Source organism: Flavobacterium arcticum, assembly GCF_003344925.1.
In the GTDB taxonomy this organism is placed as follows: domain Bacteria; phylum Bacteroidota; class Bacteroidia; order Flavobacteriales; family Flavobacteriaceae; genus Flavobacterium; species Flavobacterium arcticum.
On sequence record NZ_CP031188.1, the window covers coordinates 824,172 to 842,006 of the forward strand.

Sequence of the window (17,835 nt, forward strand, 5' to 3'; positions counted from 1 at the left end):
TGATATAAAATTAGCTAAACAAACCTCCTTGATTCCCCATTTTCACTCTCCCTAAATGTTTATATGCTTTTTCGGTTACTTCTCTACCACGTGGCGTACGCATAATAAATCCTTCTTGTATTAAAAAAGGTTCATACACCTCTTCTATTGTTTCGCTACTTTCAGAAACCGCAGTAGCAAGCGTAGACAGCCCTACAGGACCACCCTTAAACTTTTCTATAATAGTCGTGAGTATTTTATTATCCATCTCATCAAGACCATGTGCATCTACATGCAGTGCTTTTAATGAATAACGTGCTATTTCTATATCTATACTACCATTACCTTTTATCTGGGCAAAATCGCGCACACGACGTAGTAGTGCATTAGCAATACGCGGTGTACCTCTACTGCGCCCTGCAATCTCTATCGCTGCCTCCATAGTAATGGGCATTTTAAGTATAGCCGAACTTCGTTGTACAATGGTAGTTAATAACTCTGTAGTATAATATTGTAATCTACTCGAAATACCAAAACGTGCACGCATTGGCGCTGTAAGCAACCCCGAACGAGTGGTTGCACCTACAAGTGTAAATGGATTTAAATTTATTTGTACAGAACGCGCATTAGGTCCTGACTCTATCATAATGTCAATACGAAAATCTTCCATAGCAGAGTAGAGATATTCTTCTACTATAGGGCTAAGACGATGTATCTCATCTATAAACAAGATATCTCTATCATCAAGATTTGTTAGCAATCCTGCCAAATCACCAGGCTTATCTAACACAGGTCCGGATGTTATCTTAATACCTACTCCAAGCTCATTAGCAAGAATATTTGCCAGTGTGGTTTTACCCAAACCTGGAGGACCATGAAAAAGAGTATGATCTAATGCTTCCTCACGCATATTGGCAGCCTGCACAAATATCTGCAGGTTTTCTAATACTTGATCTTGACCCGCAAAATCGTCAAACGATAACGGTCTCAATTTTTTTTCAAGATCGAGTTCCTCTGTGTTATAATTATTATTGGTAGGATCTAAATTTTCGTTCATAATGCAAATATACTTGAAAACGGGTAATTACATCTGATAACCTTCAGAGAGTATTGTGTTCCATTCTGGGTGTTTATTTATATAATCGGCAACATAAGAACACAACGGAACAACAACAAGGCTATTATTTTTCGCATACTGTAATGCCTGATTAACCAAGTTACTCGCGGCACCTGTACCACGAAGTTCTTGCGGAGCTTCGGTGTGTGTCATCAGCATTTTATCGCCTTCCATATAATACTCCAAAAAAACAGTATGTTCTCCTATCTCCAATTCAAACTGATTTTGAGCTTCGTTTATGCTAAAAATAGCTTCTGATTTATTACTCATAATTATTCATGTTATACTATAAAGATAGTACTTTGATTCCAAATAAAAAGCCTCTCGAATGGAGAGGCTTTTTAGTATATAAAATTTTTATCTTAATGATGCAATTCAGATTCACCATCTTTCATTGGCACATTTTGAGGTACAAAATCATCATCATGACCTGGCTTACTATAATCATAAGGCCATCTGTAAACCTCAGGTATTTCACCTGGCCAGTTACCGTGAATATGTTCTACAGGAGCAGTCCACTCAAGTGTGTTAGATCTCCATGGGTTCATAGGAGCTTTTTTACCTCTAAAGATACTATAGAAGAAGTTCCATAAGAATACTAATTGGAAAGCAGCACCTACAATAGCAAACATTGTAATCAAGACATTAACATCCTGTAAGTCATCAAATAATGGGAATGCCGTATTTGTATAATAACGTCTTGGTAAACCAGCCATACCTATAAAGTGCATCGGGAAGAAAACACCGTAAGCACAAACTGCTGTTACCCAGAAGTGAATATAACCAAGGTTTTTATTCATCATTCTACCAAACATTCTTGGGAACCAGTGATAAATACCTGCAAACATACCATATAGTGCAGAGATACCCATTACTAAGTGGAAGTGAGCTACAACAAAGTAAGTATCGTGAACATTAATATCTAGTGTACTATCTCCAAGTATAATACCTGTAAGACCTCCTGTTATAAAAGTAGATACAAGACCTATAGAGAATAACATTGAAGGGTTAAGCTGTAAGTTACCCCTCCATAAGGTTGTAATATAGTTAAATGCTTTTACAGCCGATGGGATAGCAATAAGTAACGTTGTAAAGGTAAATACTGAACCTAAGAAAGGATTCATACCTGAAACGAACATATGGTGACCCCATACAATTGTAGAAAGGAATGCGATAGCTAATATAGAAGCAATCATGGCACGGTAACCAAAGATAGGCTTACGTGAGTTAGTTGCAATAATTTCTGATGTAATACCCAATGCAGGAAGTAATACAATATATACCTCAGGGTGACCTAAGAACCAGAATAAGTGTTCAAACAATACTGGCGAACCACCTTGATAATGCAATACCTCTCCTGCAATAAAAATATCTGAAAGAAAAAATGATGTTCCGAAACTTCTATCAAATATAAGTAATAATGCCGCAGATAAAAGTACTGGGAAAGATACAATACCAATTACTGCAGTAATAAAGAATGCCCATATTGTTAATGGTAGTCTTGTCATAGACATACCTTTTGTTCTTAAATTAATAACCGTAACAACATAGTTTAGTGATCCCATTAGGGATGAAGCAATAAATATTGCCATAGAGACTAACCAAAGTGTCATACCTGCACCAGAACCACCTATTGCTTGTGGTAATGCACTTAATGGAGGGTATATTGTCCAACCAGCAGATGCCGGACCTGCTTCAACAAATAATGAAAGTATCATTATTACAGAAGACAAGAAAAACATCCAATATGATATCATGTTCATAAAACCAGATGCCATATCACGTGCACCAATTTGCAACGGAATAAGAAGGTTACTAAATGTACCACTCAAACCTGCTGTTAGTACAAAGAATACCATTATAGTACCATGTATAGTAACAAGTGCCAAATAAATATCGTTACGCATAACCCCGTTAGGAGCAAAATCGTCACCTAAAAGAACTTTAAAAATAGTAAAAGACTCTTCTGGCCAAGCAATTTGCATACGGAATAATATTGACATCATAATACCAATAATACCCATTATAATACCTGTAATAAGATATTGCTTCGCAATCATCTTATGATCAATACTAAAGATGTACTTTGTTATAAAAGTCTCTTTATGATGATGATCGTGAGCATCATGATTATCGTGTTCTCCGTTTATTTCGTGTCCTACTGCTGACATATTTTTTTAATTTGAATATATTAAAAAAGATTATTTTCTTATCAATTGTGCTATTGCTACTGAATCTTCAGCTGTTGCTAAAGTATCCCGCTTCATATCATGTACAGGCTCAACAACTGGTACTTCATGCGGATCATCTCCACCTTGTGATTCTTTTACAGCAACCCCCAGTGTTTTTTGATCATCAAGCCATTTATTAAAGTCTGCTTCTTCATCTACAATAACTTTCATCTGCATATTGTAATGCGATGCACCACATATTTTATTACATAATAATAAGTAATCAAAAGTATAAGGATCTAAAGGTTCTTCACCTTTAGCAACAAGTTCTGCGCTTTTTTTAGACCTAATATTATTAATATTAGATACTTTATCCATCATTTTTGGATCTAAACGCATATCGTCTGTTGTAATTGTAGGCGTGAAACCAAACTGAGTAACCATACCTGGCACAACATTCATCTGCGCTCTAAAGTGAGGAAAGTATGCAGAGTGCAACACATCCTGAGAACGGAATTTAAATATTACTTTTCTACCTTTTGGTAAATGTAGTACAGTAGCCTGAATATCATCTTGTGCATTTGGATCGGCCATATCTACACCCATTGTATTGATACCTTCTATATACCTAACATTAGCTTTACCTAAAACACCATCTTCACCAGCATAACGCACTTCCCAACCAAATTGTTTAGCATATACTTCAACATATAAGGCTTCTTCCTTCTCATCATCAATAAACATAATGTTAGTCCATGCATACAATCCATATAAAATAAGACCTGCAAGTACAATAACTGGTATAATAGTCCAGATAAACTCAAGCTTGTCATTATCAGCATAGTAATAAGCTGTATTTCCTTTTTTACCTCTATATCTAAAAGAGAAATAGTGTAACAAGAATTGAGTAATGGTTTGTACAGTAAAGATAAGCCACATAGAAATAGCCATAAGACTATCATACTGCTCTCCATGCTCTGATGCAGGTGTGCCTAAAACAAGGTGACCCCATTTAACCAAAGAATAAATTGTAAAAATATAGATGAAGCCAACAAAAGCAAACATCAGGTAACCATTAACATTATTATCCCTATCATTAGCAACCTCACTATTTTCATTATGGGTTGCCGATCCTAACTGAGTAAGATGGAATATTTTAGTTAATTGCCATATTGCAATGCCTAATAAAACTAAAACTGCAATTATCAATAAACTCGTCATTTGTTTATTTCTTTAAATATTAATAATGAAAATGCTTACTCTCTTCAATTAACGGATTACGTTTCGCTAAAAGAGGTGCTTTGGTTAAAGTTGTAAATACAACAAATATAAATAATCCAAGGAATAATAGTACTGCACCAATTTCGCCAACACCAATAAACCATCTGTCGCCTACAGTAGCTGGCATAATCATATTGAAGAAATCAATATAATGTCCGCAAAGTATAACAATACCTGCCATAACTATAATCCAAGAAAGACGTTTGAAATCTGTATTTATAAGTATTAAAACAGGGAATACAAAGTTCATAACTAACATCCCGAAAAATGGAAGGTTATAATCTTCTATACGTGTTTTAAAATAAACAACTTCTTCTGGTATATCAGCATACCACATAAGCATGAACTGAGAGAACCATAAATATGTCCAGAAAACACTAATACCAAACATGAATTTTGCTAAATCGTGTATATGACTCGTATTTACATACTCTAGATAGCCTTTTGCTTTAAGGTAAACTGTTATTAATGCAATAGCAGTAATACCACTTACAAAGAAACTTGCAAATACATACCATCCAAATAAAGTACTATACCAGTGCGGATCTACCGACATAATCCAGTCCCAAGACATAATAGATTCTGATATAATAAAGAATACCAAGAAAGAAGCAGAAGCTTTAAAGTTTTTCTTGTAGTATATATTATCATTAGCATCATCTTGCAATAATGAGTTCTTTCTAGAATACTGACGGTACCATATCCATCCACCCATAAAAATAGCTGCTCTTATAAGGAAGAAAGGTCCATTTAGATAACCTGTTTTTGCTTGTATCAAGTGATCTTTCGCTACAACATCCTCATCCATCCAGATAAAAATATGATGCATATCCATAACACCTAAAACCAATAATATAAATACTATTATAGCACCAGGAATAAGGTAACTAGATATACCCTCCATAACTCTAAACAATACAGGAGACCATCCTGCTTGTGCAGCATTTTGTATTGCATAGAACGCTAAAGCACCAAGTGACAACAACATAAAGAACAAAGCTGCTACATATACTGCAGACCATGGCTTAGTTTTTAATTGGTGTAATACGTGCTCTAAGTGCTCTTGATGTTCGTCATGAGCAGCATGTACATCTGGCTGATGACCAGCTTCGGCATGAGTATCATTACCATGACTTGTATGAGAAGCTGTGGCTTCATGATGCCCTTCGGCAGCATGTCCATGTGCATCTTCCCCATGCGCTGCACCTGCTTCATGGTCAGCACCGTGACCACCATGTGCGTTTTCTGCCGCTAAAATTTTTTCTACGTCTTCAACGGTTTTTGGTGCAGTCAAAAAACTATAGCCTATGCCAAGAATACCCAAGGCAATCAGGACAAAGGAAAAAGTTTTTAATCTACTTGAAAATGTGTACATATTATATGCTTTCAGTGTTCTACAATTATAATTCGCTTCTTAATTTCAACACGTAGTGGGCAACTTGCCAACGCTCTTCTTGAGAAAGTTGATTAGCGTGAGATCCCATCGAGTTTAACCCGTATGTTACTACATGAAAAACGCTTCCTTCGGTAATAACCCTATCTTTATAGTTAGGCACACCAAGAAATTTTTCTCTCTTTACAAGATTTCCTTTACCATCACCTTTATCTCCATGACAAATTGCACAGTATATTGTATATAACTCTTTAGCTCTAGGAAGATCTATAGAGGCTGAATCAAGAGGAGATTCTAAATTAGCTTTAGCAAGCTCATATCCTTCATTGCTGTTTTCATATTCATAAGGTGTAAATCCTCTTGGTATTGAACCTTCTGCAGGAAGCTGACCCTCCTTGCCGTTATTAAAGGCTGAAGATTCACCATATGTCTCATAAGATATTGGCTCGTACATATTTGGGAAGTACTGGTAATTTGGTGCCGACTTGTCAAAACACGCAGTAAAAACCGATGCTACAACTACCAATAATGCTATTTTATATAACGCTCTCATAATCTGTTATTGCTTTTCAATTACTTTTACTTCTACAGCTCCTGTACTCTCAAAGAATGAAACCATCTGATCTACGTCTCCGTGAGCAGCAACTTCCATTAAGAAATGATCGTCTGTAGTTCTTACATCAGGATTTTCAGCTTCTTTAAATGGCCATAATTTACTTCTCATATAAAAAGTGATAACCATTAAGTGAGCAGCAAAAAATACTGTCATCTCAAACATTACCGGTACAAAAGCCGGCATATTTTCTATATAACTAAAACTTGGTTTCCCTCCAATATCTTGAGGCCAGTCTATAATCATCATGTAGCGCATCATTGTAGTTGCTACACTTAATCCAACCAAACCATATAAGAATGAAGCAATAGCTAATCTTGTAGGAGCAAGTCCCATGGCTTTGTCCAACCCGTGTACTGGGAATGGTGTATAAACCTCTTCAATGTGATGATGCGCAGCACGTGTTTGTTTTACTGCATCCATCAGGATATCATCATCATTGTATAAAACATGTATAACTTTATTACTCATGATCTCTTAATGATTTTCTGAATGTGAATGATTGTCGTTTCCGTGTTCTTGATCTCTCTTTCTCTTGTAGGTTTCGCTTGAGGTTTTCATTATCGATTTAACCTCTGCCTGAGCAATTACAGGGAAACTTCTTGAATATAGCAAGAACAATACAAAGAAGAAACCAATAGTACCTATAAAGAAACCAGCATCTACAAAAGTAGGTTGGAACATTGTCCATGATGATGGTAGGTAATCTCTGTGTAGTGATGTAACGATAATTACAAAACGCTCAAACCACATCCCTATATTTACAACAAGTGAAATTATGAAAGATGCCATTATACTTGTTCTAATTTTCTTAAACCACATTACCTGCGGAGAAACCACATTACAAGTCATCATTAATAAATATGACCACCAGTAAGGTCCTGTTGCTCTGTTAAGGAAAGCATATTGCTCATACTCAACTCCTGAGTACCATGCTACGAAAAGCTCTGTAATATAAGCACAACCTACAATAGAACCCGTTATCATGATAACGATATTCATTAACTCAATATGTTGTATTGTAATATAAGCTTCAAGGTGAGAAAGTTTTCTCATAATTATAAGCAAAGTATTAACCATTGCAAATCCTGAGAATATAGCTCCCGCAACGAAGTAAGGCGGAAGTATTGTAGTGTGCCATCCTGGTATAACCGACGTAGCAAAGTCAAAAGATACAATTGTGTGTACAGAAAGTACAAGTGGTGTTGCTAAACCTGCAAGGACAAGAGAAACCTCTTCAAAACGTTGCCAGTCTTTAGCTCTTCCGCTCCATCCAAAACTTAGTATCGAATAAACTCTTTTTGTAAAAGGAGTAATTGCTCTATCACGAAGCATTGCAAAGTCAGGAAGTAAACCTGTCCACCAAAACACTAATGATACCGAAAGGTAAGTAGAAATTGCAAATACATCCCAAAGTAGCGGAGAGTTGAAATTTACCCAAAGCGAACCAAACTGATTTGGTATTGGCATAACCCAGTATGCTAACCAAGGACGCCCCATGTGGAATACAGGGAACATTGCTGCCTGTATTACCGAAAAGATTGTCATTGCTTCAGCAGAACGGTTAATTGCCATTCTCCATTTTTGACGGAATAATAATAGTACGGCTGAGATTAGTGTACCTGCGTGACCGATACCTACCCACCAAACGAAGTTGGTAATATCCCATGCCCAACCAACAGTTTTATTTGATCCCCATGTTCCAATACCTGTACCTACAGTATAAGCGACACAACCAACACCCCAAAGGAAAGCGGCAAGCGCAATAGAGAATGCTATCCACCATTGCTTGTTAGCCCTGCCTTCCACTGGCCTTGCAACATCAACTGTTACATCGTGATAATTTTTGTCACCTATAATTAAAGGTTTTCTAATGGGTGCTTCGTAATGAGACGACATATCCTTTATCTTGTTTCTTAATTAATATTAATTTTTAGGTATTCCTTACTTTAACCTGATAGAATACATTTGGCTTAGTACCAATGTGCTCTAATAAGTGATACATTCTGTCATCCTCTTTCAGTTTAACAACTGTATCCTCTTCATTATTAACATCTCCAAACACCATAGCTCCAGAGCCACATGCCTCAGTACAAGCTGTATAGAATTCATCTTTTTTAACCTGACGACCTTCTCTTTTTGCATTAAGAATAGTAGCCTGTGTCATTTGGATACATAGAGAACATTTCTCCATAACACCTCTTGAACGAACATTAACATCTGGATTAAGTACCATACGCCCTAAATCATCATTCATGTGATAATCAAACTCTTCATTCTTATTATATAAGAACCAGTTAAAACGACGTACTTTATAAGGACAGTTGTTAGCACAGTAACGAGTACCTACACAACGGTTATATGCCATATGGTTTTGACCTTGACGGCTATGTGATGTTGCAGCAACTGGACAAACTGTTTCACATGGTGCATGGTTACAGTGCTGACAGAATACTGGCTGGAATGCTACTTGAGGGTTCTCAGAAGGATCTTCCATTGCATCAAAGGTATCAATAGAATCCATTAACCCTGAGATATTCTCTTTAACTTCTACATCACCTGCAAAAGTCTCTTCAGATGAATAATATCTATCAATACGCAACCAGTGCATATCGCGGCTTCTTCTTACCTCTGATTTACCAACTACTGGTACATTATTCTCTGCATGACATGCTATAACACACGCCCCACAACCTGTACAAGCATTAAGATCTATCGAAAGGTTAAAGTGATGCCCTGTAGTTCTATCAAAAGATGTCCAAAGATCTACCGAAGTAGCAGGAACAGCTTTATGATCTAAAGATACCATAGGAACTTCATTCCACTCCGAAGCATCTTTTTTATTAAATTCAGATAAGGTAGTCTCTTTTATAATATCTCCCCTACCCATTAATGTTTTATGTAATTGTATACAAGCAAATTCATGGTCGCCTGACGCTTTAGTAAGCTTTACTGACTGTAGTGAATTGAAATTGTTGTATAACGTGTAAGCATTTACGCCCGTCATCATTTCTTTCTTCATAGCCGCTGTACGACCATAACCTAAAGAAAGTCCAACAGTACCTTTTGCCTGACCTGGCTGTACAATAACAGGAACATTTTCTAATTTTTTACCGTTTACCTCAAGTGTTACAATACTACCGTTCATACCACCATTAGCAACATTATAATTCTCAAGACCTAGCTCCTCAGCATCAGCCTTAGATACTGTTACATAATTATCCCAAGACACCCTTGTGATAGGATCTGGAAACTCTTGTAACCATGGGTTATTAGCCTGCTGACCATCTCCCATACCTACTTTAGTGTACAACACAAGCTCCAAACCTGCTGCCTTTTTAGCACCTGCAAGCCTAGAAGCTGCACCGCCAAAATCAGTAGGACTTGCAACGACTGCAGAAGTAGCAGCATCATGGTGAACACCATCATGTACAATTTGATTCCATGTTTTACCAGTACCCTCAGCAGTATAAGACGCTTTAAGGTAATCGTAATATGATTGTGAGTTACCCGACCATAACAATAATGAATCTTGCAACTGTCTTGTCTTAAATAATGGACGTATAGTTGGTTGAGTAATACTATAATATCCTTTTGCCATACTTACATCGCCCCATGATTCTAAGTAATGAGGTGCTGCTGCAGCAATAGTAGTTAAAGAAGCCGTTTCATCTTCTTTCATAGAAAAGGCTACCGAAAATTTCACTTTTTTAAGCCCTTCAGTAAAATCAGCACTATTTGGTAATGTATAAACAGGATTAACACCACTCATTATAAGTGTATCAACCGTACCTGCTTTCATATCCTGTACCAACTGAGCTACTGCTTTAGCGTTACCTTGTCTTACAAGGCGTGCACCAGCAGGGTTAAACGCTTCTGATTGTAAGGCGTTATTAATTGCTAACACAAGCAATTGCGCATTCATATCATCAAGACCTGAAACTAAAACACCTTTAGAACCAGCAGACTTTAATTGTTTTGCAGCCTTAGCAACTGCATCTTTATTAGTAAATGCAGGAACACTTACTGACGTACCCATTACAGCATTATAAAGTGCTACAAGGGCATATTTTTGTTCTGTCACTGTCATAGGAATACGCTTATCAGCGTTAGCACCACTTAGCGACATATTAGACTCTATTTGTATATGCTTAGACATTTTACCATTCTTAGGTATTCGTCCTTCAGCATATCCTGTATCACAGCCACCACCTTGCCAGTCACCTAGAAAATCAGCACCTACAGAAACAATAACATCTGATTTAGAAAAATCATAATCAGCAAGAGCTCTTTCTCCATATACAGCTTCAAAAGCATCTAAAGCCTCTGATGCAGAAACAGCATCATAAACAACATGCTTAAAGTTAGTGTAACGTGCTCCAAACTCAGCAATTAATTTATCTGTAGAAGGACTTGCCATAGTATTAGTTAACAATACCACTTGACCCCCTGAAGATGCAGCATTAGCTAAACCAGCCTTTACTTGAACATCAACTTCTTCCCAAGTAGCAGGCTTACCTTTTACCATTGGCTCTTTTAAACGCATGCTATCGTACAATGAAAGTACAGAAGCATAAACCCTTGCATTAGGTTTTATTTTAGAACCTGGAAGATTGTTATTTTCAACTTTTATAGGTCTACCCTCACGGGTTTTAACCAATATATTTGCAAAATCAAAACCATCCGCAACAGTAGTTGCATAATAATCTGCAACACCTGGGATAATTTCTTCTGGTTGAACTACATAAGGAATAGACTTAATAACCGGACCTTCGCAGGCTGCAAGTGATACTGCAGCAGTACTGAATCCAACATATTTCAAAAAGTCACGACGGCTTGTTGACGAAGACGACAAAGCTTCCTTATCGCCAAGAAATTCATCAGTCGGAATCTCTTCAACAAACTCATTGTTTCTTAGCGTCTCAACAATAGAACTGTTTTCTTTCAGTTCCTCAACACTTTGCCAGTATTTTTTGTTTGATGCCATGTTATATATAGATATTAGCTTCTTTAAAAATTTATTAATAGTGACATTTTCCACACTCAGTACCACCCATATTGGCAGCCGTAAGCTTAGCTACACCATATTTCTTGGCAAGCTCATCGTGGATTTTTTCATAGTACTCATTACCCTCAACTTTAACATTAGTTTCACGGTGACAGTTAATACACCATCCCATTGTTAAAGGAGCGTCTTGTTTCATTATCTCGAAAGTCTCTACAGGACCGTGACATTTTTGACAATCAACACCTGCTACAGAAACGTGCTGCGAGTGATTGAAGTAAACAAAATCAGGAAGATTATGAATTCTTACCCATTTAACTGGTTTTTCTTTACCTGTATAAGCTTGAGTTGTTTTATCCCAACCTACTGCATCATACAGCTTTTGTATCTCGGCAGTATAGAATTCTTTAGAATATTCTACATATGTAGAATCTTTACTACCTGTAAACTCTGAAATGTTTTTATGACAATTCATACACACATTAAGCGATGGAATACCTGAAGTTTTACTAACCCTTGCAGAAGAGTGACAATACTTACAATCTACCCCATTTTCACCAGCGTGTATTTTGTGAGAGAAATGTATTGGCTGTATTGGTTCATACCCCTTATCTACACCTACCTGCATTAAAAAACCATACAAGAAGTAAGAAGAAGACAATAGCAACAATATTACCGTAACCAACACTAAGAACTGATTTTTAGCATATGCTTTCCATAAAGACACCGAAGATTCATCATCAGCAATATTAACACCGTTTGCTTCAGCAACTTTTCTTAATGTCTTGTTTACCAAAACAAGCATAACAATAAGCACTAAAAGCACCAGCACTAACGCAGCAAGAACAAGCGTATTATTTACACCGCTATCAGAACCTCCATTACCTCCACCTCCAACAGGAGCAGAAGAAATTCTTGGTTCAGCTTTTGGCTGCGAGGTATATGCCATGATATCATCAATATCTTTATCTGATAATTGAGGAAATGCTGTCATCACAGAGTTATTATTTTCTGCAAATAATTTCACTGCAGTAGCGTCACCTGATTTTATCATCTCGCTACTATTTCTCACCCATTTATAAAGCCAAGCACGATCGTGCTTATCAGCAATATTTCTCAGTGCAGGCCCTGTAGCCTTAGCATCGAGTTTGTGACATGCAGCACATAATGAGTTAAAAAGTTCTTTACCTTTTACCGGATCGCCTGCTCCCGCATCAGGAGCCGCTGCTTCGGCAGGAGCTTCAGCTGCAGTTTCCTGCGCAAATGACGTTAAGGAAAAAGACAGCGAGAACGCCAGGCAGAACAATAAAATTCTTGAAAACGAAGTATGGTTACCCACTTTTTTCATATTAAAAATGATTATCGACTATTTTTGGTATAGTTTTCTATTTGTATCCCAACAAAATGTTATACTTTTTTTAAAAACTCCCACAAAAATACGACTTATGAATTATTCTCAAACCTTAATTAATTGTTAAGAACCAATTTATAACAATTCTAAATAAATACAGAAGAATATGATAAAATAATATGTTGTATTTTTGCATCAAACACCGTTCATTATGAGAATTTTAAACATGAAGCACATTCTATTTGTAGTATTTTTCCTTGCATTACCCGCAAGCAAATCATCTGCACAAAATGCAGAAATAAATATCGAACAAGATGAAAAATTCACTTCGCTTTTAAATGAAAAGCGAAAGATAAATTCATCTATCACCATTAATGATCGTTATAAAATACAGATATTTTATGGCGAAAATGCTAAAGCAAGAAAAACACTTGCAGAGTTTAAAAAAGAATTTCCAGATATGGATGCTACGATAGTATTTGAAAGCCCTACATATAAAGTATGGGCAGGCAGCTTTAACACGCGTATTGACGCTGAAAGAATGTTAGTTAAGATAAAAGAGAAACACCCTTACTCATTACTTATAAAACCAAACAAATAGTCTCTCTAACTATCTCAGTAAGATGATAATAATTAACACGTACAAAAAAGCCCGTTTGCTATAACAAACGGGCTTTTTTAATTTTATATATCAAGCTTTTATTTAAGCTTCTTTTTAACTTCTACTTCTTGATAAGCTTCAATCACATCAAGTTGTTGTATGTCATTATAATTCTTTATCTGCATACCACAATCATATCCTTTAGCTACTTCCTTAACATCATCTTTAAATCGTTTAAGGGCAGCAAGCTCTCCTGTGTATATAACCACACCTTCTCTAATAAGTCTAATCTTAGAATTCCTAAATATCTTACCATCGGTAACCATACAACCTGCAATAGTACCCACTTTAGATATTTTAAACGTTTCTCTAATCTCAGCAGATCCAGTAATCTCTTCTTTAAGCTCTGGAGAAAGCATACCTTCCATTGCATCTTTAAGATCATCAATAGCATCATAAATAATAGAGTAGTTTCTGATGTCGATTTCTTCTTTATCAGCAAGTTGTCTTGCCGATGCAGATGGACGAACATTAAATCCTATAATAATAGCATCGGACGCCGAAGCAAGCAATACATCAGATTCTGTAATTGCACCTACTGCTTTATGTATAATATTAATTTGAATCTCCTCGGTAGATAGTTTAGAGAACGAATCTGATAATGCTTCAACAGACCCATCCACATCACCTTTAAGGATAATATTAAGTTCTTTAAACTGACCAAGAGCAATTCTTCTACCAATCTCGTCAAGTGTAATATGACGTTGCGTTCTTACAGATTGTTCACGTATTAATTGTGTACGCTTAGCAGCAATTTGTTTCGCTTCTTTTTCATCTTCAAACACGGTAAACTTATCACCTGCCGTTGGCGCACCATCAAGTCCTAATATAGATATTGGAGTAGATGGACCCGCTACTTTTACATTCTTACCGCGCTCATCATGCATAGCTTTTACTTTACCATGATGTTTACCCGCCAATACATAATCGCCAAGTCGTAATGTACCACCTTGAACTAATACCGTAGATACATATCCACGACCTTTATCAAGGAATGCCTCTACTACAGTACCTACAGCAGCCTTATCTGGATTTGCTTTTAGGTCTAATATTTCTGCTTCAAGCAATACTTTTTCTAGAAGATCTTTTACTCCTAAGCCTGTCTTTGCAGAAATATCGTGCGATTGTATTTTTCCGCCCCAATCTTCTACTAAAAGATTCATGGCAGCAAGTTTTTCTTTTATTTTTTCTGGATTTGCCGTTGGCTTATCCACTTTATTTATAGCAAATATAATAGGTACACCTGCAGCTTGTGCGTGATTTATCGCCTCTTTTGTTTGTGGCATGATATCGTCGTCTGCTGCAATTACAACAATAGCAATATCTGTTACCTGAGCACCACGCGCACGCATTGCTGTAAACGCTTCGTGACCTGGTGTATCTAAAAAGGCAATTTTTTGACCATTTTCTAGCTGTACTCCATAAGCACCTATATGCTGCGTTATACCTCCAGATTCTCCAGCAATTACATTTTCTTTACGAATGTAATCTAGTAATGATGTTTTACCATGATCTACGTGCCCCATTACAGTAACAATAGGCGCTCTAAACTCTAGATCTTCTTCTTTATCTTCTATAACCTCCATCGATTCTTCGATATCGGTTGTTATAAATTCTACTTCATAACCAAATTCATCTGCAACAATACTAAGCGTTTCTGCATCTAATCTTTGGTTCATGGTAACCATGATACCAAGAGACATACATACCGATATAACTTTAGTAATTGGCACATCCATCATTGTAGCAATTTCACCTACAGTAACAAACTCCGTTACCTTAATAGTTTTATTGCCTTCGTTAAGCATACGTTGTTCATCGTCTGTTTTTTGACGGTGACTATCACGTTTATCTCTTCTATATTTCGCCGCTTTAGACTTACTACCTTTACCTTGTAGTTTCTCTAGCGTTTCACGAATTTGATTTTTAACTTCTTCTTCAGTAGGTTCTACCTTAGCTACAATAGCAGGACGTCTACCACCTGGAGTTATTTTAGCTCCACCAGTTCTATTTCCGCCTTGTTGTCCACCAGGTCTATTACCTCCCTGTCCTTGCTGAGCTTTAGGAATAATCCTTTTTCTCTTATTCTTATTATTGTTATTATTCCCAGGTTGGTTAGGTCGTATCGCCTCTCCTTTTTTAGGCTCTTCCTTCTTCTTCTTTGGTTTTTGAAACTGCGTAAGATCTATGGTTTTACCTGTAAACGTTGTACCCGAAAGTTTTTGGTACTGGGTTTTTATTTTTTCTTCCTCTGGCTGCTCTTGTTCAGGCGCAGCTTGTTTTTCTTTTTGCTCAGGCACAGCTTGCTCTTGCTGCTTCGGCTGTATCTTTGCATTAGGGTTAGCCTTAATAATCTTTGGCTGTCTTGCTGCAGGTTTTTCTGGAGCAGCTTTTACCGCCTCATCCTTTACAGGAACCTCTTTTGACACCTCTGGTTTTTTATCTGCTACCTTAGGCTCTTCTGCTGGCTTCGCTTCTGATACTTTTGGTTCTTCAGATTTCGACACAGGAGCTGTTTTAGGCACTTCAACCTTTGGAGCTTCTGCTTTTGGCTGCTCTTGTTTTTTAGGTATATCGTCTGAAGAAGTTTCTTGAGCTTTTTTAGGATTAAGGTCTATTTTACCAACCGATACTGGTCCTGATAAAGTAGTTTTAGCTTTAATAACCTCTTGCTTTTGTCGCTCTTCATCTTGCTTTCTTTTCTCCTCCATCTCGCGCTCTCTCGCAACACGTAGCGCCTCTTTTTCCTTTCTCTTCTCCTCACTCACCTCAAGAGAAGCTTCCTTCTTGCCTTTGTCAGCAGAGAATTGATTGTAAAGGGCATTACGCTCATCGCCGGATATCTTGGCATTAGGGCTGGCATCTATATTATAGCCCTTATCCTTAAGATATTCCACTGCTCTATCCAGCGAAATATTTAATTCCCTTAAAACTTTATTTATTCTTATTGCTCTTTCTTCAGACATACAATCTTTTTAATATTATCTTCTTTGTTGTGATGTTTATATATTAAACTTACTCTTCAAATTCTTCTTTAAGTATTCTCATTACCTCTGCAACGGTCTCTTCTTCAAGGTCTGTTCTTCTTACAAGATCTTGTATATCTTGGCTTAGTATGCTCCTAGCAGTATCAAGACCTATTTTAGCAAATTCCTCAATAATCCAGCTATCAATCTCATCAGTAAACTCTGTTAATTCAACATCTTCATCTTCTACAAGATTACCTTCTCTTATAACATCTAACTCATACCCTGTTAAGAAACCAGCTAGTTTTATATTATGTCCGCCACGACCTATGGCTTTAGAAACCTCTTCAAGTTTCAAGAACACTTCTGCTCTTTTGTTTTCTTCATCTATTTTAATAGATGATATTTTCGCAGGACTCAAAGCTCTTGTTATAAATAACTGCGTATTGGTAGTATAGTTGATAACATCTATATTCTCATTACCCAACTCTCTTACTATACCGTGTATACGCGAACCTTTCATACCAACACATGCTCCAACAGGGTCTATCCTATCATCATAAGAATCTACAGCTACCTTTGCTTTTTCACCTGGTATTCTTACTACTTTTTTAACTGTTATAAGACCATCAAATACCTCAGGTATTTCTTGTTCAAACAATTTTTCAAGGAATGTCTCAGATGTTCTAGACATTATAATTTGCGGCTTATTACCTTTTAGCTCTACACTCTCAATGATACCTCGAACATTATCTCCTTTTCTAAAAAAGTCTGCCGGAATTTGCTTTTCTTTCGGCAATACTATCTCATTTCCTTCATCATCCACCAAAATTACAGCTTTTGGGCGAACATGGTGCACTTCAGCAGTATAAATATCACCAATAATGTCTTTAAACTGCTTATAAAGGTTAGTATTATCGTGTTCGTGTATTTTAGATATAAGGTTTTGACGTAGTGCTAATATAGCTCTTCTACCAAGCTGTATAAGCTTTACTTCTTCAGAAACATCTTCATCTACTTCAAAATCGGGCTCTATCTTACGCGCCTCAGTTAGTGATATTTCTTGGTTAGGATCCTCAACTTCACCATCGGCAACTACTACCCTATTTCTCCAAATCTCCATATCCCCTTTATCAGGGTTGATAATTATATCAAAATTATCGTCAGAACCGTATTTCTTTTTTAAGGCATTCCTAAATACATCTTCTAGTATCGCCATAAGCGTAACACGATCTATTAGTTTATCATCCTTAAACTCCGAAAACGATTCAATTAATGCGATATTCTCCATACCAACT

The 17,835-nt window shown here is 36.7% G+C and carries 13 protein-coding genes; 1 reads left to right on the top strand and 12 read right to left on the bottom strand.

Annotated elements, in window-relative coordinates; translation table 11 throughout:
* Positions 1-10 precede the first annotated feature (10 nt).
* The 10 genes from ruvB to DVK85_RS03825 form a co-directional block, all read right to left on the bottom strand.
* On the bottom strand, positions 11-1,036 hold the full coding sequence (gene ruvB / locus DVK85_RS03780) for a Holliday junction branch migration DNA helicase RuvB (RefSeq protein WP_114677159.1): 1,026 nt from the start codon (positions 1,034-1,036) through the stop codon (positions 11-13).
* 27 nt (positions 1,037-1,063) lie between these two features.
* Positions 1,064-1,366 (bottom strand): GNAT family N-acetyltransferase, encoded by a 303-nt coding sequence (locus tag DVK85_RS03785; RefSeq protein WP_114677160.1) that lies wholly within the window; start codon positions 1,364-1,366, stop codon positions 1,064-1,066.
* A gap of 92 nt (positions 1,367-1,458) precedes the next feature.
* Entirely contained in the window at positions 1,459-3,267 is a 1,809-nt protein-coding gene (locus tag DVK85_RS03790; RefSeq protein ID WP_114677161.1) for a cytochrome c oxidase subunit I, read from the bottom strand.
* Between the two features lie 30 nt (positions 3,268-3,297).
* The gene (locus DVK85_RS03795; RefSeq protein WP_114677162.1) at positions 3,298-4,488 is read right to left on the bottom strand and encodes a cytochrome c oxidase subunit II; all 1,191 of its coding nucleotides are present in this window, start codon (positions 4,486-4,488) and stop codon (positions 3,298-3,300) included.
* 19 nt (positions 4,489-4,507) lie between these two features.
* Entirely contained in the window at positions 4,508-5,923 is a 1,416-nt protein-coding gene (locus DVK85_RS03800) for a quinol:cytochrome C oxidoreductase (protein WP_114677163.1), read from the bottom strand.
* A gap of 25 nt (positions 5,924-5,948) precedes the next feature.
* Positions 5,949-6,494, bottom strand: coding sequence for a c-type cytochrome (locus DVK85_RS03805; protein WP_114677164.1), 546 nt, complete (start codon positions 6,492-6,494; stop codon positions 5,949-5,951).
* Positions 6,495-6,500: 6 nt separating this feature from the next.
* Positions 6,501-7,025, bottom strand: coding sequence for a DUF3341 domain-containing protein (locus DVK85_RS03810; RefSeq protein WP_114677165.1), 525 nt, complete (start codon positions 7,023-7,025; stop codon positions 6,501-6,503).
* 6 nt (positions 7,026-7,031) lie between these two features.
* Entirely contained in the window at positions 7,032-8,453 is a 1,422-nt protein-coding gene (gene nrfD / locus DVK85_RS03815) for an NrfD/PsrC family molybdoenzyme membrane anchor subunit (RefSeq protein WP_114677166.1), read from the bottom strand.
* A gap of 34 nt (positions 8,454-8,487) precedes the next feature.
* Positions 8,488-11,541 (bottom strand): TAT-variant-translocated molybdopterin oxidoreductase, encoded by a 3,054-nt coding sequence (locus tag DVK85_RS03820; protein WP_114677167.1) that lies wholly within the window; start codon positions 11,539-11,541, stop codon positions 8,488-8,490.
* 34 nt (positions 11,542-11,575) lie between these two features.
* The gene (locus DVK85_RS03825) at positions 11,576-12,907 is read right to left on the bottom strand and encodes a cytochrome c3 family protein (RefSeq protein WP_114677168.1); all 1,332 of its coding nucleotides are present in this window, start codon (positions 12,905-12,907) and stop codon (positions 11,576-11,578) included.
* Positions 12,908-13,121: 214 nt separating this feature from the next.
* On the opposite strand from DVK85_RS03825, the gene DVK85_RS03830 reads away from it, so the two are divergent.
* On the top strand, positions 13,122-13,511 hold the full coding sequence (locus tag DVK85_RS03830; protein WP_114677169.1) for an SPOR domain-containing protein: 390 nt from the start codon (positions 13,122-13,124) through the stop codon (positions 13,509-13,511).
* A gap of 98 nt (positions 13,512-13,609) precedes the next feature.
* Here the strand turns inward: DVK85_RS03830 and infB are convergent, their stop codons facing one another.
* Both infB and nusA read right to left on the bottom strand, forming a co-directional pair.
* Complete coding sequence (gene infB / locus DVK85_RS03835; RefSeq protein WP_114677170.1) at positions 13,610-16,537, bottom strand: translation initiation factor IF-2; 2,928 nt, start codon at positions 16,535-16,537, stop codon at positions 13,610-13,612.
* 49 nt (positions 16,538-16,586) lie between these two features.
* The gene (nusA, locus tag DVK85_RS03840; protein ID WP_114677171.1) at positions 16,587-17,828 is read right to left on the bottom strand and encodes a transcription termination factor NusA; all 1,242 of its coding nucleotides are present in this window, start codon (positions 17,826-17,828) and stop codon (positions 16,587-16,589) included.
* Positions 17,829-17,835: the final 7 nt, after the last annotated feature.